The sequence below is a fragment of the Marivita sp. S2033 genome (assembly GCF_046592965.1).
GTDB lineage: Bacteria > Pseudomonadota > Alphaproteobacteria > Rhodobacterales > Rhodobacteraceae > Marivita.
Genome location: NZ_JBISBV010000002.1, coordinates 190,118 through 206,538, shown reverse-complemented (window position 1 = coordinate 206,538; position 16,421 = coordinate 190,118). Strand labels below are relative to the sequence as shown.

The 16,421-nt window shown below is 63.7% G+C and carries 13 protein-coding genes; 8 read left to right on the top strand and 5 right to left on the bottom strand.

The annotated features are described in order from the left end of the window. Window positions 1–13: 13 nt before the first annotated feature. Complete coding sequence (locus ACGKZZ_RS05085) at window positions 14–445, top strand: DUF1489 family protein (protein WP_411222393.1); 432 nt, start codon at window positions 14–16, stop codon at window positions 443–445. Between the two features lie 78 nt (window positions 446–523). After that, on the top strand, window positions 524–1,390 hold the full coding sequence (gene yghU / locus ACGKZZ_RS05080) for a glutathione-dependent disulfide-bond oxidoreductase (protein ID WP_411222392.1): 867 nt from the start codon (window positions 524–526) through the stop codon (window positions 1,388–1,390). Window positions 1,391–1,485: 95 nt separating this feature from the next. Here yghU and hisG read toward each other — a convergent pair whose 3' ends face one another. From hisG to hisS, 3 genes are read right to left on the bottom strand one after another with little or no spacing between them, the layout of a single operon-like run. After that, window positions 1,486–2,178 carry an ATP phosphoribosyltransferase gene (gene hisG / locus ACGKZZ_RS05075; protein WP_411222391.1) on the bottom strand — a complete coding sequence of 231 codons (693 nt, stop codon included), beginning with the start codon at window positions 2,176–2,178 and terminating at the stop codon, window positions 1,486–1,488. Continuing rightward, window positions 2,175–3,260 carry an ATP phosphoribosyltransferase regulatory subunit gene (locus tag ACGKZZ_RS05070; RefSeq protein WP_411222390.1) on the bottom strand — a complete coding sequence of 362 codons (1,086 nt, stop codon included), beginning with the start codon at window positions 3,258–3,260 and terminating at the stop codon, window positions 2,175–2,177. The genes hisG and ACGKZZ_RS05070 overlap by 4 nt, the downstream gene beginning before the upstream one ends. Continuing rightward, window positions 3,260–4,738, bottom strand: a complete 1,479-nt coding sequence (hisS, locus tag ACGKZZ_RS05065; protein ID WP_411222389.1) for a histidine--tRNA ligase — start codon at window positions 4,736–4,738, stop codon at window positions 3,260–3,262. Before hisS ends, ACGKZZ_RS05070 begins: the two co-directional genes overlap by 1 nt. A 195-nt stretch (window positions 4,739–4,933) precedes the next feature. On the opposite strand from hisS, the gene ACGKZZ_RS05060 reads away from it, so the two are divergent. Beyond that, window positions 4,934–5,134, top strand: a complete 201-nt coding sequence (locus tag ACGKZZ_RS05060; RefSeq protein WP_411222388.1) for a SlyX family protein — start codon at window positions 4,934–4,936, stop codon at window positions 5,132–5,134. 12 nt (window positions 5,135–5,146) lie between these two features. On the opposite strand, the gene ACGKZZ_RS05055 is transcribed toward ACGKZZ_RS05060, so the two are convergent. Continuing rightward, window positions 5,147–5,959, bottom strand: coding sequence for a hypothetical protein (locus ACGKZZ_RS05055; protein WP_411222387.1), 813 nt, complete (start codon window positions 5,957–5,959; stop codon window positions 5,147–5,149). 89 nt (window positions 5,960–6,048) lie between these two features. Beyond that, entirely contained in the window at window positions 6,049–9,549 is a 3,501-nt protein-coding gene (dnaE, locus tag ACGKZZ_RS05050; RefSeq protein ID WP_411222386.1) for a DNA polymerase III subunit alpha, read from the bottom strand. A 139-nt stretch (window positions 9,550–9,688) separates the two neighbouring features. On the opposite strand from dnaE, the gene ACGKZZ_RS05045 reads away from it, so the two are divergent. The 5 genes from ACGKZZ_RS05045 to ACGKZZ_RS05025 all read left to right on the top strand — a co-directional run bounded on the left by ACGKZZ_RS05045 (window position 9,689) and on the right by ACGKZZ_RS05025 (window position 16,394). Further along, window positions 9,689–10,003 (top strand): hypothetical protein, encoded by a 315-nt coding sequence (locus tag ACGKZZ_RS05045; RefSeq protein ID WP_411222385.1) that lies wholly within the window; start codon window positions 9,689–9,691, stop codon window positions 10,001–10,003. A 176-nt stretch (window positions 10,004–10,179) separates the two neighbouring features. After that, a complete protein-coding gene (gene xdhA, locus ACGKZZ_RS05040) occupies window positions 10,180–11,562 on the top strand; it encodes a xanthine dehydrogenase small subunit (protein ID WP_411222384.1) in 1,383 nt (460 codons plus the stop codon). Continuing rightward, on the top strand, window positions 11,559–13,973 hold the full coding sequence (xdhB, locus tag ACGKZZ_RS05035; RefSeq protein ID WP_411222383.1) for a xanthine dehydrogenase molybdopterin binding subunit: 2,415 nt from the start codon (window positions 11,559–11,561) through the stop codon (window positions 13,971–13,973). Before xdhA ends, xdhB begins: the two co-directional genes overlap by 4 nt. After that, window positions 13,963–14,904 (top strand): xanthine dehydrogenase accessory protein XdhC, encoded by a 942-nt coding sequence (gene xdhC / locus ACGKZZ_RS05030; RefSeq protein WP_411222382.1) that lies wholly within the window; start codon window positions 13,963–13,965, stop codon window positions 14,902–14,904. Before xdhB ends, xdhC begins: the two co-directional genes overlap by 11 nt. Continuing rightward, on the top strand, window positions 14,871–16,394 hold the full coding sequence (locus tag ACGKZZ_RS05025) for an ABC transporter ATP-binding protein (RefSeq protein WP_411222381.1): 1,524 nt from the start codon (window positions 14,871–14,873) through the stop codon (window positions 16,392–16,394). Before xdhC ends, ACGKZZ_RS05025 begins: the two co-directional genes overlap by 34 nt. Window positions 16,395–16,421 lie beyond the last annotated feature (27 nt).

The window sequence follows — 16,421 nt, the reverse complement described above, 5'->3', positions numbered from 1 at the left end:
CAAAGGAATTGCGATGTCAGACCATATCAACCTCATCAAGCTTTCCGTCGGATCCGACAGCGTCGAACAGATGGAAGACTGGCAGAAAAACCGCTCCAGACAGCGGCGTGATGGCCAGTATTACCACCTGACCCGGATGTGGCCCAAACGGGAGGCGGAGCTGGTAAACGGCGGCTCGATTTATTGGGTCGTCAAGGGCTTCCTGCAAGCCCGTCAACGGATCATCCGGCTTGACGAAATGATCGGCGATGACGGCATCAGGCGTTGTGCGATCGTGCTTGACTCCGAGATCATTCGCACCTCGATTGCTCCGAAACGGCCGTTCCAGGGCTGGCGCTATCTCAAGCCCGAAGACGCGCCGGTCGATCTTGGCAAGGCCCGCCAGAACGACGACGCCCTGCCCGCCGAGCTGGCGGGGGCACTTGCCGAAATCGGCGTCTTCTAAACCGCTTGCACAGCCATCGCGCGTCACTGCACGCGTTCCTTCCTCTCCCGCAACATGAAATCAGTCAGGACCGATCACATGACCACATCCTATACGCCGCCCAATGTCTGGACCTGGGATCAGGACAATGGCGGCCAGTTCGCCAGCACCAACCGTCCCATTGCGGGGCCGACGCATGACAAGGACCTGCCGGTCGGCAAGCACCCGTTCCAGCTTTACAGCCTCGCCACGCCCAATGGCGTGAAGGTCAACATCATGTTCGAGGAGTTGCTGCAAGCAGGGCACACGGGCGCGGAATATGACGCCTGGCTCATCAGGATCGGTGAAGGCGACCAGTTCGGTTCGGGGTTTGTCGACGTCAACCCCAACTCCAAGATTCCCGCCTTGGTCGATCGGTCCGGCGCCGAGCCGGTCCGCGTGTTCGAATCCGGCGCGATCCTGTTGCACCTTGCTGAAAAGTTCGGAGCGTTTCTTGGCCCCGACCATCTGCGCCCCGAGATGCTCAGCTGGCTGTTCTGGCAGATGGGAAGCGCGCCCTATCTTGGCGGCGGGTTCGGCCATTTCTATGCCTATGCGCCCGAGCCGATGGAATACCCGATCAACCGGTTCGCGATGGAGGCCAAACGCCAGCTTGATGTGCTTGACCGCAACCTTGCCGACCGGGAATTCATGACAGGAGACGACTACACCATCGCCGATATCGCAATCTGGGCGTGGTACGGCAACATGGCGCTTGGCCGCCAGTACGATGCCGGTGAATTTCTGTCGGTGCATGAGTACAAGAACCTGGTCCGCTGGGCCAAGGCCATCGACGCGCGCACGGCCGTGCAACGCGGGCGGATGGTCAACCGCACCTTTGGCGAGCCCGGCGAGCAATTGCACGAGCGCCACGACGCGTCTGATTTCGAGACAAAGACGCAAGACAAGATTTCGACGCCCGAGTGATGCACCAGCGCCGCTGGCAACGGCGGCGCGAGCGGTGTGTCTGACATGCGCGCGCGATCAGGCAGCGGCGCATGAGCAATACGCCGGATGAGCCGCTAGACGCCCAACGTCGTGATCAACTGGCGCAAGGTTGCGCGGTCGGCGTCGCTTTTCTGCGCGGCGCGGCTTTGAAACAGGGTTGCCTGGCTTTCCAGAACGGGCCGGTCACTCAGGATCTTGAGATGGTTGGCGCGCAATGTCTCGCCGGTCGAGGTGATATCGGCAATCGCCTCGGCGGTCAGGTTTTTCACGGTGCCTTCGGTCGCGCCCTGGCTATCGACCAGCTGGTAATCCGCCACTCCGCCCCGGCGCAGGTGATCGCGCACCAGCCGGTGATATTTCGTCGCAATGCGCATCCGGAAGCCGTGCTGCGCCCGGAACGCCGCTGCTGCGCCGTCAAGATCGTCCAGCGTGTCGACATCGACCCAGCATTGCGGCACCGCGATGATCAGTGTCGCCTGTCCAAAGCCAAGACCGGCGAGCGGCTTGACCGACTGGTCCCACTGCACCAGCTTTTCCTCGACCAGATCGTTGCCGGTGACGCCAAGGTGAATGCGCCCCGCCGCCAGTTCGCGCGGGATCTCTCCGGCGGACAAAAGCACCAGGTCCACGTTGTCCACTCCGTCAACCGCGCCCGCATATTCCCGGTCCGAACCGGTGCGCGCCAGCCTGACGCCGCGCGCACCGAACCAGTCGAACGTCTTTTCCATCAACCGCCCCTTGGACGGCACTCCCAGCTTGATACTCATGCCCGATCCCCCAGCGACAACACGATGTCGGGCCGGATCACGCCACCCACTGCCGGAATCTCGCGCCCCTGCCCCAGGATGCGGGTCAGCGCGTCGTAGCGGCCGCCGGTGGCCACGGGGGGCAGATCGGGGCGCGCTTTGGCGGAAAAGCCGAACACGAACCCGTCGTAATATTCCATCGACGCGCGGCCGTAGGACGCTTCAAACCGCAGCTTCTCCACGGCGACACCACGCTTGTCCAACGCCTCGCACCGCGCCTCGAAGCGATCAAGGGCGGGCAGGATGCCGGGCATGTCCACGCCGATGTCGCGCAGATGCTCCAACGCGTTGGGGCAGGTCTCGGATACGGCAAGCACTGCCGAGATCAGCTCGACATCCTCGCCCTGCATCGGGGCATCCTGCGCGTCGGCGCGCAAGGCTGCGATGCGCGATGCAATCTCGCGCTTGCTGCGCCGTCCGATGAACGGTCCGGCCTTGGCCAAAGGATCATCCGCCGCCAGAAGCGCTGCGCGCGTCGGGGGCACTGGGGTCAGGCCGGCGAACCGTTTGAGCAGCGCGGTAAAGCGCGCGGGCCGCCAGATGTGGCGCATCAGCGCCGCGCGGCGATCATCCGACAGATCAAGCCCGGACACCATCGCGATCAAGAGACCGACATCGCCTGTCACCGCCCGCAGGTCCAGCGGGGCCAGCACGTCGGCGATCAGCGCGAACACCTCGGCATCCGAGGCCGCCGGATTGGCGCGGTCGAACACCTCGTATCCCACCTGAATGAATTCCGATGCACGATCCAGATGGTCTTCCTGGCGCCGGAACACTTCGCCGGCATAGGTATAGCGCGCCGGATCGGCGCCTTCGGCCATGTGACGCTCGACCACCGGAACGGTGAAGTCGGGGCGCAGCATCATTTCGCCCTGTGCGGGGTCGCGGGTCACATAGGTGCGCGCGCGAATATCCTCGCCATAGAGATCAAGCAGCGTTTCGGCGCGTTGCAGCACCGGGCAATCCACCGGGACTGCGCCAGCAGCTTCGAACACCGCGCAGAGCCGCGCGGCTTCGGCCCGAATATCGGCGATCGAGGGCATCAATACTGGTCCAGAATCTCGCGTACCTTGGCGACCAGATCGGCGCGCGGCACTTCGAATTGATTGGGACGGTCCTGCCACTCCTCTAGGCTGGCGCTTTCGGCGATCTTTGCGCCGAGGATCAAATCCTTGATCTGCACGACGCCGTTTGCCTTTTCATCCCCGCCTTCGATCACCGCGACCGGAGACAGGCGCTTGTCGGCGTATTTCAACTGATTGCCGAAATTTCTGGGGTTGCCGAGATACATTTCGGCGCGGATGCCCGCATTGCGCAGTTCCGCCACCATCGCCTGATAATCTCCCATCCGGTCGCGATCCATGACCGTGACCACCACAGGGCCATGGCCCTGACCGCCAACGCGACCTTTTTCGCGCAAGGCGGCCAAAAGACGATCGACACCGATGCTGACGCCCGTTGCCGGCACGGCCTGACCGGTGAACCGCTTGACCAGATCGTCATACCGCCCGCCGCCGGCGACCGAGCCGAACTGCCGCTTGCGACCCTTTTCGTCCAGGATTTCAAAGGTAAGCTCGGCCTCGAAAACAGGGCCGGTATAATAACCAAGGCCGCGCACGACGGACGGGTCGATGATGATCCGGTCGGCCCCATAGCCGCCCGCATCCAGCAGATCAGCAATCTGCTCAAGCTCGTCCACGCCTTCCATGCCGACCGCACTGTCACCAACCGCATTCCTCAGATTGCTCAAGGTCTCGGTCGCACTATCGCCCCTGGAAGTTAAGAAAGAGATGACAGGTTCGGATTGTTCGGCATTCAACCCCACCCCGTCGATATAGGCACCCGACGCATCGAGCCGGCCCTTGCCCAGCAATTCGCGCACGCCTGCCTCTCCCACCTTGTCGAACTTGTCGATGGTGCGCAGAACCGCGTCGCGCTGGCTTTCGTCGGCAACGCCGGTAGCTTCCAGAACGCCGTTCAAGACCTTGCGATTGTTGACCCGCACCACATAGTCGCCGCGCGGGATGCCGACCTCTTCCAGACAATCGGCCAGCATGGCGCAGATCTCGGCGTCGGCGGCCACGCTCGCCGATCCGACCGTATCCGCATCGCATTGATAAAACTGGCGAAACCGCCCCGGACCCGGCTTTTCGTTACGCCAGACCGGCCCCATCGCGTAACGGCGATAGGGCAGCGGCAAGTCATTCCGGTGCTGCGCGTAAACACGCGCCAAGGGGGCGGTCAGATCATAGCGCAGGGCCAGCCAGTCGCCATCGGCGTCGTCGCCCTCTTGCCAGGCGAACACGCCCGCGTTGGGACGATCGACGTCGGGCAGAAACTTTCCCAGCGCCTCGACCGTTTCGACGGCCGCGCTTTCCAGCGCCTCGAACCCATAGCGATGATAGACTGCGCCGATCGTGTTCAGCATCTCGGCACGCTCGGTCACCTCGGTGCCGAAATAGTCGCGGAAACCCTTTGGCGTCTGTGCCTTGGGGCGAGGAGCTTTTTTCTGCTTGGCCATGATGTGGTCCCGGCTATGGGTGGTGTCCGCGCATCCTCTAAACTCTGGCGGCACGCGGGGCAAGGCGGCGAACCATGATGAACAAAGGGTTAATGGGTCCGGTCCGGACCGAATGTTTCGCACGCGAAACAATAGGGTGCGCTCGCTGACCTATTGCCTCTTGCCTTTGCGGCGCGCCATGCGCATCTGTCGGGCATGGATATAACATCACTCGAAGAGCAGATTGCACATCTGTCGCGCATCACCGACGATCTGTCCGACACGGTGGCTGCGCAAGCCAGGGAGATCGACCGCCTGACCGCGCGGGTCGAAATGCTGATGATGCGCGAGGCGCAGCGCGAATCCGAGGGCACCGGTGGAATGGTTCTGGGCGACGAACGGCCGCCGCATTACTGAACCTTCACTATGTCAATTGCTGCGGATATCGGTATCCACGACTTCGCCGTCATGCAGCAGGATCGTTTTCCAGGCCGGGTTCGACCCGAACCTTTCATAGACGCTGACAAACACCGTATCACGCGCCATGCGAGACATTGCCGAGCCACAGGGCTTGCCCTGACCGACCCGGCACACCCGCGATTTCAGCTTTTCATAAGCGGCATCGGTCTGCGAATAGGGCTGTACCTGCGATGGCAGACCATAGCGCAATTGCTCGTGCGTTTCCGGCGATCCGAACATGCTGAGCGCGGCGGTGAACTGGCGGGCGCAGCCGTCGTCAAAACCGGTGACGTAAAACGTATGCGGCGCGGTGTTGCCGGGTTGGGAATCATAAAGCGCGTATGTGTTGCGGTTTTCGGGATAACGCTCGACCCGAGTGCCGAGCTGGGCGGGGCGCACGTTGCACACGCGCGCCAAAGACCCGTAGGGCAATCTCGCGCCAAGATCGACGATCTGGAAGTCCGGCGCGCCGGGTTTCGGCCCGCTTGCCTTTGCGCCGAACAAACCGCCCGATTTCGGAGCAGCGGTTGTATCACTGGTTCCGCCTTCGGATTGTGCAGACTGTGCCGCGCGGCCCAGGAACCCCAAAAGCCCGCTTTTGGGCGCTTGCGATGGCTCGACTGACACGTTCGCCGCGGTGGCGTCGGGATCGGCGCGCATGGCGGCTTGCAGTTCGCTCTCGCTCACATCGGCGTCCGAGAGGCGCGGCACATCCTGCAACGGATCGTTCGCGCAGCCTGCAAGCAGACCGGCAACACAGATGATCGCAGCGAAACGTCCCATAACTCCCCCGTCATATGGATCGCCGTACGCTAACCTCTGTCACGTACGGCGTCCAGCCAGCGGGCCGCGACATCGCGACCGTGGGCGACTTATAGCTCTTCGACCTCGAGAACCCCGCCCAGCGACTTGATCGCGCCCTTGATTTCCGGCGTGACCGGGAATTCGCGGTCGAGCGCCACATCGACTTCGCCGGGCAACCCCGGCGCGCCGAGGCAGCAGATGCGGATCGGGCCTTTGCCAGCGCGCGGCATCTGATCGGCGGCGCGCGCCAATACGGACGCCACATGCGCCACCGCACCGGCGTCATCGACAAAGATGCGCAGGCCCATGCTGACCGCGTCGGCCACCGCCACATCAACCGCCGTGACAGAGCGCCCGAGCAGTTTCAACTGGTCGGATTCAAGCGTCGCCTCGCAGGTGACCATGACCTTCGATCCGGTTTCGAGAAAATCGCGTGCGGCCTCCAGCGTGTCGGAGAACAGCGTGACCTCATACGCGCCAGTCGGATCGGAGAGCTGGGCAAAGGCAAACCGGTTGCCGCGCGCCGATTTGCGCTCCTGACGGCCCGCGACGACACCTGCCATCTTGACGACGCAGGGGCCGTTCTGCGCCTTGGCCAGCACATCGTCCAGCGTCATCACGCTCTTGCGCTTGAGCGCGGTCATGTAATCGTCAAGCGGGTGACCGGAGAGGTAGAAGCCCACCGCCTTGAACTCTTCGGACAGACGTTCGGCGGGCAGCCAGTCGCTCACCGGCGACAGGCGCGGCTCGGGCAGGTCGTCGCCCGCCTCACCGAAAAGCGAGACCTGTGCAGAGGCGCGCTGGTCGTGGATCGCGGCGGAATAGGCGACCAACGCGTCGAGGCTTTCAAAGACCCGGCGGCGGTTCGGATCAAGCTGATCGAAGGCGCCGGAGCGCGCGAGCATTTCCAGCGGGCGCTTGCCGACGCGTTTGAGATCGACACGGCGGGCGACGTCGAACAGGGTAGCGAAAGATTTGTCGGCCCTCCCCTCGACCACCAGCTTCATCGCCTCGACACCGACATTCTTCAACGCGCCCAGCGCATAGACCAGCGCGCCGTCCTGCACGTCGAACATCGCCTGAGAGCGGTTCACGCAAGGCGGCACCCAGGGCAGGCTTAACCCTTTCTTAACCTCTTCGAAGAACACACCCAGCTTATCGGTCAGGTGGATGTCGCAATTCATCACACCCGCCATGAATTCAACGGGATGGTTCGCCTTGAGCCACGCGGTCTGGTAGCTGACCACCGCATAGGCGGCGGCGTGGGACTTGTTGAAGCCGTAATTGGCGAACTTTTCCAGAAGGTCGAACACCTCCTTGGCCTTGGCAGGATCGACGCCGTTGGCCACCGCGCCCTTTTCGAACTTGGGCCGCTCCTTGGCCATCTCCTCGGCGATCTTCTTGCCCATCGCGCGGCGCAGGAGATCCGCGCCGCCAAGGCTGTAGCCTGCCATGACCTGCGCGATCTGCATCACCTGTTCCTGATAGACGATGATGCCCTGGGTTTCCTCGAGGATGTGGTCGATCAGCGGGTGCACCGACTCCCGTTCCTTGAGCCCGTTTTTCACCTCGCAATAGGTCGGGATGTTTTCCATCGGGCCGGGACGGTAGAGCGCGACGAGCGCCACGATGTCCTCGATGCAGGTGGGCTTCATGCGCTTGAGGGCATCCATCATGCCCGAGCTTTCCACCTGGAACACAGCCACCGTCTTGGCGCGCGCATAGAGTTTATACGTCGTTTCATCGTCCAGCGGGATATGCCCGATGTCGTTCTCGGCCCCCGGTGCGGGGGCGTAAAGCTCGGTGCCGTCGGCGGCGATGTGCAAGGGCCGCCCGGTCTTGAAGATCATGTCCAGCGCGTACTGGATCACCGTCAGGGTCTTGAGGCCAAGGAAGTCGAACTTCACCAGCCCCGCCTGTTCGACCCATTTCATGTTGAACTGGGTCGCGGGCATGTCAGAGCGCGGATCCTGGTAGAGCGGCACCAGCGCGTCCAGCGGCCGGTCGCCGATCACCACACCGGCGGCGTGGGTCGAGGCGTTGCGCAGCAGACCTTCGACCTGCTGGCCATAGGTCAGAAGCCGGTCCACCACCTCTTCCTCGCGCGCCATCTCGCGCAGGCGCGGCTCGTCGATCAGTGCCTTTTCGATGCTGACGGGTTTCACGCCCTCGACCGGGATCATCTTGCTGAGGCGGTCCACCTGCCCATACGGCATTTGCAACACCCGCCCCACATCGCGCACGGCGGCCTTGGACAAAAGCGCGCCGAAGGTGATGATCTGGCCGACCTTGTCGGCGCCGTACTTGTCCTGAACGTAGCGGATCACCTCTTCGCGGCGGTCCATGCAGAAGTCGATGTCGAAGTCGGGCATCGACACACGTTCTGGATTGAGGAATCGCTCGAACAGGAGTTGGTAGCGCAGCGGATCGAGGTCGGTGATGGTGAGCGCATAGGCCACCAGCGAGCCCGCCCCCGAGCCGCGCCCCGGCCCCACCGGAATGTCCTGCTCCTTGGCCCATTTGATGAAATCGGCGACGATCAGGAAGTAGCCGGGAAAGCCCATGCCTTCGATGATGTCCAACTCGAATTCGAGCCGTTTCTCGTAGTCCTCGACCGAGGCGGCGTGCGGGATCACCGCAAGACGGTCCTTCAACCCGGCGCGCGCCTGCCGCTTGAGCTCCTCGACCTCGTCATCGGCGAATTTCGGCAGAATCGGGTCGCGACGGTACGCCATGAAAGCGCAGCGCTTCGCGATCTCGACGGTGTTCTCGATCGCCTCGGGCAGATCGGCGAACAGCGTGATCATTTCCTGCGGCGACTTGAAATAGTGTTGCGGTGTCAGCCGGCGGCGCGGTTCCTGCTGATCGACATACGCGCCATCAGCGATACAGATCAGCGCATCATGCGCCTCGTACATCTTGGATTTGGGGAAATAGACGTCGTTGGTCGCCACAAGGGGCAGCCCCATCGCATAGGCCATTTCGATGAAGGGCCGTTCGGTCTGGCGTTCGTTCTCCGGCAGGCCAGTCTTGCCCGGATGACGTTGCAACTCGACATAGAGCCGGTCGCCGAACATACCGGCGAGGCGTTGCATCACCGCCTCTGCGGCGCCGCGATTGCCGTGTTGCAAAATACGCCCGATTGCCCCTTCGGGGCCGCCGGTGAGGCAGATCACACCCTCGGAGTGCCGCTCCAACTCGTCCAGCGTGACATGCGGCAATTCCCCGTCATGGCGCAGGTAGAGGCAGGAGTTGAGCTTCATCAGATGCTCGTATCCGGTTTCCGATTGCGCCAGCAGAACCACCGGCGCGGGCGGCTTCGCGCGTTCGCCTGGTGCCGGCTCGCTCACGCGCAGGTCGACCTGACAGCCGATGATCGGCTGGATGCCCGCGCCCGCAGCGGCAATGGAAAACTCCAGCGCCGCGAAGAGATTGTTGGTGTCGGTCAGGGCCACGGCGGGCATCGCCATGTCGACGCACATGCTCGGCAATTTCTTCAACCGCACCGCCCCTTCGAGCAGCGAATATTCAGAGTGGACGCGAAGGTGAATGAATCGGGGATCAGCCATGTCGGCACTCTAGGCGGTGGCCGGGTCTGGCGAAAGGCCAGATGTGCGGCATCAGAAGATGCAGGAAGTTGGCGCTTTATAATCCCGACCAAATCAATAAGACATCGCGCATGAATATCTGACAAAAGGAATCAGGATTATGATTGACAAACTCGCACCGCTCGCGGCGACCGCGCTCGTTGCCTCAACGACGGTTGCGTTCGGATCAGGTGACGGCCAGCCGGCCGGTTTGCACCAACTGGCCGGCGGAACCTTCACCTACGAAATTTTCGAGGCCAGCGTATCGCATGTCGATCTGGCCGAGTGCCCCGCGCCGTTTGATCCCGACACGGCGTTCTGTCGCCTGACGCTCAAGGACGACATGGCGCATGTCTTTGCGTTCTCGCTCGACGGCGACCAGCCGCTGCTTGCCGTCAAGAGCTTTGAGCTGAGCGATGGCGTGTTGTCTTTCTGAGCCCTGAACACGGTGGCAGATTGCGCTCGGGCGCCTGTCACCGTCGTTTTTTCTTGCCAATGCCGACCGGTCCCGCCTAGCGTATGGATCGGAACAGGGAAACCCCCGCGTGCTATCTACGCCGCATCGATGGCGCGCAGATAAGGGGTCATTGGTAAGGCGGCGGGTTTGTTCACATGGATGTCACCTTTCTTCTCAACGGAGAGAGCGTGGAGTTGCGCGATGTGCGCCCCACGGTGACGCTGCTTGACTGGCTGCGTGAAGAGCGTGGGCTGACGGGCACAAAGGAAGGCTGCAACGAGGGCGATTGCGGCGCCTGTACCGTGATGGTCACCGATGCGCGCGGCGCTCGGTCGTTCAATGCGTGCATCCTGTTCCTGCCGCAATTGCAGGGCTGCGCTGTGCGCACCGTCGAAGGGATCGCGGGGCCAAATGGCGCGCTGCACCCGGTGCAGGACGCGATGGTCGCGCATCACGGCTCGCAATGCGGGTTCTGCACGCCCGGCTTTATCGTCTCCATGGCGGTGGCCCACAGCAACGGCAACCAGAACCACGACGACGCGCTTGCGGGCAACCTGTGTCGCTGCACGGGCTATGCTCCGATCATCCGGGCGGCGCAGGCGGCGGCGGATCAGCCGGTGCCGGAATGGATGACGGACGCTGCGCCGGATGTAGCGCCTCCAGCCGAGACCGCAGGTGCGACAGGCGCTGCCGCGCCGAAAACTGCGGACGAGCTGGCGGCGCTTTATGCCGCAAACCCCGACGCGACCCTGATTGCCGGTGCGACGGATGTCGGGCTCTGGGTGACGAAGAACCTGCGGGATCTGGGCGATGTGATCTTTCTCAACCAATGCCGTGATTTGCAGGAAATAGACATCGGTGATGACACGATCCGGGTCGGCGCGGGTGTCACGATGGATCGCCTCTATGACGTGATGTCCGATCTGCACCCGTCCTACGCCGAAATGATCCGGCGGTACGGCTCGGCCCAGGTGCGCGCGGCGGCAACCCTTGGCGGCAACATCTCCAACGGCTCGCCGATCGGGGACAATCCGCCCGCTCTCATCGCCCTGGGCGCCACGTTGCATCTGCGCAAGGGCGATGACAGACGGGACATGCCGATCGAGGATTTCTTTCTGGATTACGGCAAGCAAGACCGCGCGAAGGGCGAATTCGTCGAGGCGGTGTCGCTGCCACGCCGCTGTGAATCACTGAAAATCTACAAGCTGTCAAAACGCTTTGACCAAGACATTTCCGCCGTCTGCGGCGCGTTCAACATCACTATCGAGGATGGCAGGATCAGCGCGGCGCGGGTTGCCTTCGGTGGTATGGCCGGGGTTCCCAAACGCGCCAGCGCGGTTGAGGCCGCATTGGTGGGTGCGCCCTGGAGCGAGGCCGCAATTCGCGCCGCAAGCGACCGCATGGCCGAGGATTTCAACCCGCTGTCGGACATGCGCGCCAGCGCCGACTATCGCCTGCGCGCGGCGGAAAACATGCTGATGCGGGTCTGGATGGACGATCAGGGCGCCGCCTCTGACGTCTTGCAGGTGCGCGCATGAGTGTTTCCAAGCCCCTGCCCCACGACGCCGCACGCCTGCATGTAACGGGCACAGCGCGGTATGTCGATGACATCCCGACGCCGAAAGGCACGCTGTCGCTGGCCTTTGGCCTAAGCTCTGTCGCTGCCGGGAGGATCACCGCGATTGATCTGACGCGGGTGCGCGACGCGCCGGGCGTGGTCGGCGTCTGGCAGGCCAAGGATTTGCCCGGTGATTGCGATTGCTCGCCCTCGGCGCATGACGAGCCGCTGCTGTCGGGCGCGACGATCCAGTACCTTGGGCAGCCGGTCTTCCTTGTTGCCGCCACCAGCCACCTTGCGGCGCGCAAGGCGGCGCGTCTGGCTGACATCACCTATTCGGAACGCGACGCGATCCTGACCATCGACGAGGCCTTGGCCGCAGACTCGCGCTTTGAGGACGGGCCGCGCATCTGGGAAAAAGGTGACCCAGGTGAGGCCATCGACACCGCGCCGCACCGGATCAGCGGCGTGATCGAGATGGGCGGGCAGGAACATTTCTACCTTGAGGGGCAGACCGCGCTGGCGCTGCCGCAGGAGGGCGGCGACATGGTGGTGCACAGCTCGACCCAGCACCCCACCGAGATCCAGCACAAGGTGGCTCATGCGCTGGACCTTCCGATGCACGCCGTACGGGTCGAGACCCGGCGGATGGGCGGCGGTTTCGGCGGCAAGGAAAGCCAGGGCAACGCGCTGGCCATTGCCTGTGCGGTGGTGGCGGCAGCGACCGGGCGACCCGCAAAGATGCGCTATGATCGCGACGATGATTTCATGATCACCGGCAAACGGCACGATTTTCGCATTTCCTACAGCGTCGGGTTTGACGATGACGGCGTGATTTCGGGCATCGAGTTCGAGCAATACACCCGCTGCGGCTGGGCGCAGGATCTGTCGATTCCCGTTGCGGATCGCGCCATGCTGCATGCCGACAACGCCTATCATCTGCCCAATATCCGCATCGAAAGCCACCGGCTGAAAACCAACACCCAAAGCGCCACCGCGTTTCGCGGCTTTGGCGGGCCGCAGGGGATGCTGGGGATCGAGCGGGTGATGGATCATATCGCGCATGATCGCGGGTTGGACCCGGTGACGGTGCGGCGGGCGAACTACTACGCGGCGGATGTGGAGGGGGGCGTTGCCCCCCGGCCTCCGGCCTCCCCCCAAGGTATTTCGGGCCCAAAGAAGCCTGACGAAGACCTGACCTCGCGCGGCGCGGCGAATGTGGTCCCGCCCGGCGATCCCGTCACGTCGGATGCACGCCAGACCACGCCTTACGGGCAGGCGGTGGAGAATTTCATCCTTGGCGGCATGACCGACCGGCTTTTGGAGAGCGCCGACTACGCCGCCCGGCGCGACGCGGTCGCGGCGTGGAACACCGAAAACGCCGTCATCAAGAAGGGCATCGCCTTTTCGCCGGTGAAGTTCGGGATCTCGTTCACGCTCACCCATCTCAACCAGGCGGGTGCGCTGGTGCATGTGTATCAGGACGGCTCGATCCACATGAATCACGGCGGCACGGAAATGGGACAGGGGTTGTTCCAGAAGGTGGCGCAGGTGGCGGCGGCACGGTTTGACGTGCCGGTCGGGATGGTCAAGATCACCGCCACCGACACCGGCAAGGTGCCCAACACCTCGGCCACGGCGGCCTCGAGTGGGTCCGATCTGAACGGCATGGCCGTCAAGGTGGCCTGCGACACCATTCGCGACCGCATGGCCAATCATCTCGCCAGTCTGCACCAATGCGACGCGCGCCATGTGCGGTTCGAGGACGGCCACGTCGAAGCGGGCGGCGAACGCTATACCTTCGCGCAGGTGGCCATGATGGCGTATGAGGCGCGGATCAGCCTGTCGGCGACCGGATACTACCGCACCCCCAAGCTGAACTGGGACCGGATCAAGGGCGCAGGCCGGCCGTTTTACTATTTCGCCTATGGCGCGGCGGTCAGCGAGGTGGCGGTGAACACGCTGAGCGGCGAATACCGCATCCTGCGCACCGACATTCTGCATGATGTGGGGGCCAGCATGAACCCGGCAATCGACATCGGCCAGATCGAGGGTGGCTTTGTGCAAGGTGCGGGCTGGCTCACCACCGAGGAACTGGTCTGGGACGACGACGGCCGCCTGCGCACCCATGCGCCGTCGACCTACAAGATCCCCGCCTGCTCGGACCGCCCCGGCATTTTCAACGTCGCCCTGTGGGACGGGGAGAACAGCGAGAACACGATCTATCGCTCCAAGGCGGTGGGCGAGCCGCCCCTGATGCTGGGCATGTCGGTGTTTCTGGCGCTCTCGGATGCGATCGCGTCCTGCGGAGACGATTACCCGGCGCTCAATGCGCCGGCGACGCCGGAACGTGTGTTGGCGGCAATCGAAAAGCTGCGCGATGGCGTTTGATCCGGCCTCCCTGCGAGACGCTCTTGCTGAACATGGCATGGTGGCGCGTGTGGTGATTGCCGATGTGCAAGGCTCCTCTCCGCGCGAGGTCGGGGCGGCGATGCTGGTCTGGGCCGGTGGCCAGTCCGGCACGATCGGCGGCGGCGCGCTGGAGTATCAGGCGGCGGCACAGGCGTTGCAGCGCGAGGGATTCAGCCGACACTCGCTGGGGCCTGATCTGGGCCAATGCTGCGGGGGCCGTGTGACGTTGCTGACAGAGCATTTCGATGCGGCCAAGCTGGGTGAGATCGAGCGTCACGCGGTTTATGCGCGCGGCCCCGGAGACATGCCGCTTGCCGTCAGACGTGTCTGCGCGTCGGCGCGCAATCAGGGCGTGCCGCTTGCGCCGGGCATACTTGAGGGCTGGTTCATCGAGCCTCTGGCAGCCGCACGGCGTCCGGTATGGATCTGGGGTGCCGGGCATGTCGGGCGCGCACTTGTCGATGTGCTTGCACCTCTCACCGAGTTGGACATCACGTGGATCGACACCGCCCCGGCGCGGTTTCCCGAAGCCATTCCCGACGCCGTGAATGCCTTGCCGGCAAGCGATCCGCTGCGCGTGGTCGCGCTCTCGCCCGGTGAGGCTGCGCATATCATCGTGACCTATTCCCACGCGCTTGACCTGAACCTGTGTGATGCATTGCTGCATCACGGGTTCGGCTTTGCCGGGCTGATCGGCTCGGACACCAAGAAGGCGCGGTTTGCGTCGCGCTTGCGAAAGATGGGGCATCAGGATGCACAGATTGCGCGCATCACCTGTCCTGTTGGTGAAAAATCCTTTGGCAAAGAGCCGCAGGCAATTGCCATCGGGATCGCGGCACAGCTACTTACCCTCACACAGACCAAAACAGGTGCCATGTGCCCGACTGCCTCCTCCGCCTTTCAGGCCTGACCAAAGCCTATCCCGGTGTCGTCGCCAATGACGACGTGTCGTTCGACATTCGCGAAGGCGAGATCCATGCCTTGCTTGGCGAGAATGGTGCCGGGAAATCGACGCTGGTCAAGATGATCTACGGGCTGGTCATGCCCGACAAAGGCACGATGACGTTCCGCGATGCGCCTTACGCACCCTCCGAGCCGCGCGCGGCCCGCGCCGCCGGGGTGGCGATGGTGTTTCAGCATTTTTCGCTGTTCGATGCCCTTGATGTGGCCGAGAACGTCGCGCTCGGGATGGAGCACCCGCCCAAACGCCGCGATCTGGCGCGCCGCATCCGCGACGTGTCCGAGACCTATGGCCTGCCTCTTGATCCGTCGCGCACCGTGGGCACGCTGTCGGCGGGCGAGCGTCAGCGGGTCGAGATCATCCGCTGCCTGTTGCAGGAGCCGAAGCTGCTGATCATGGACGAGCCGACCTCGGTCCTGACGCCGCAAGAGGTTGAAATCCTGTTCCAGACGCTGCGCAAGCTGAAGGCCGAGGGCACGGCGATCCTCTATATCAGCCACAAGCTCGAAGAGATCCGCGCGTTGTGCGATCACGCGACGATCCTGCGGCTGGGCAAGAAGGTCGACACCTGCACTCCGTCCGAAACCACCGCGCGCGAGATGGCCGAGATGATGATCGGATCGAGCTTTGCCGCGCCCGATGCCAAGCGGATCACGCCCGGCGAGGTGCTGCTGCGGGTCGACAACCTGACCATGCCGGCCCCCGGTGCCTTCGGCACGCCGTTGCGCGGCATCAGCTTTGAGCTGCGCGCCGGCGAGGTGTTGGGGTTCGGTGGTGTTGCCGGCAACGGGCAGGACGAACTGTTGCTGGCATTGTCCGGAGAATGCCCGACCCAAGCCGGCACGATCTGGGTCAAGGGTGCCGATGTCAGCCGCGACGGCCCGGTCGCGCGCCGCGCCGCCGGATTGCTGACAGCCCCCGAGGAGCGGCTTGGCCACGCCGCCGCCCCCAACATGAGCCTCACCGAGAACGCCGTGCTGACGGCGGGGCGGCGCAAACGGCTGGTGTCGAACGGCTTTATCAGCTGGGCGCGTGCGGACGGGTTTGCCAATGACGTGATCTCGCGCTTTGACGTCCGCACGCCGGGCCCGCATGTCGCGGCGCGCGCCTTGTCGGGGGGCAATCTCCAGAAATTCGTGATCGGACGGGAAGTGGCGCAGGAACCGGACGTTCTTGTCGTCAACCAACCGACCTGGGGAGTCGATGCCGCAGCGGCTGCGGCCATCCGGCAGGCGTTGCTGGACCTTGCCGCGCAGGGTGCGGCGATCCTGGTCGTCAGCCAGGATCTGGATGAACTGATCGAGATCGCCGGACGGTTCGGCGCATTGAATGAAGGGCGGTTGTCACCGCTCAAGCCGGTGGCGGATCTGACGATGGAAGAGATCGGAATGATGATGGGTGGCGCGCATGATATGGAGGTTGCCCATGTGGCTGAATGATTGGCGGAACGGGGGCGCAGCCCGCCG

Coding starts and splice junctions, on each gene's coding strand:
- ACGKZZ_RS05085 (WP_411222393.1), top strand. CDS start 14: ATGTCAGACCATATCAACCTCATCAAGCTTTCCGTCGGATCCGACAGC.
- yghU (WP_411222392.1), top strand. CDS start 524: ATGACCACATCCTATACGCCGCCCAATGTCTGGACCTGGGATCAGGAC.
- hisG (WP_411222391.1), bottom strand. CDS start 2,178: ATGAGTATCAAGCTGGGAGTGCCGTCCAAGGGGCGGTTGATGGAAAAG.
- ACGKZZ_RS05070 (WP_411222390.1), bottom strand. CDS start 3,260: ATGCCCTCGATCGCCGATATTCGGGCCGAAGCCGCGCGGCTCTGCGCG.
- hisS (WP_411222389.1), bottom strand. CDS start 4,738: ATGGCCAAGCAGAAAAAAGCTCCTCGCCCCAAGGCACAGACGCCAAAG.
- ACGKZZ_RS05060 (WP_411222388.1), top strand. CDS start 4,934: ATGGATATAACATCACTCGAAGAGCAGATTGCACATCTGTCGCGCATC.
- ACGKZZ_RS05055 (WP_411222387.1), bottom strand. CDS start 5,959: ATGGGACGTTTCGCTGCGATCATCTGTGTTGCCGGTCTGCTTGCAGGC.
- dnaE (WP_411222386.1), bottom strand. CDS start 9,549: ATGGCTGATCCCCGATTCATTCACCTTCGCGTCCACTCTGAATATTCG.
- ACGKZZ_RS05045 (WP_411222385.1), top strand. CDS start 9,689: ATGATTGACAAACTCGCACCGCTCGCGGCGACCGCGCTCGTTGCCTCA.
- xdhA (WP_411222384.1), top strand. CDS start 10,180: ATGGATGTCACCTTTCTTCTCAACGGAGAGAGCGTGGAGTTGCGCGAT.
- xdhB (WP_411222383.1), top strand. CDS start 11,559: ATGAGTGTTTCCAAGCCCCTGCCCCACGACGCCGCACGCCTGCATGTA.
- xdhC (WP_411222382.1), top strand. CDS start 13,963: ATGGCGTTTGATCCGGCCTCCCTGCGAGACGCTCTTGCTGAACATGGC.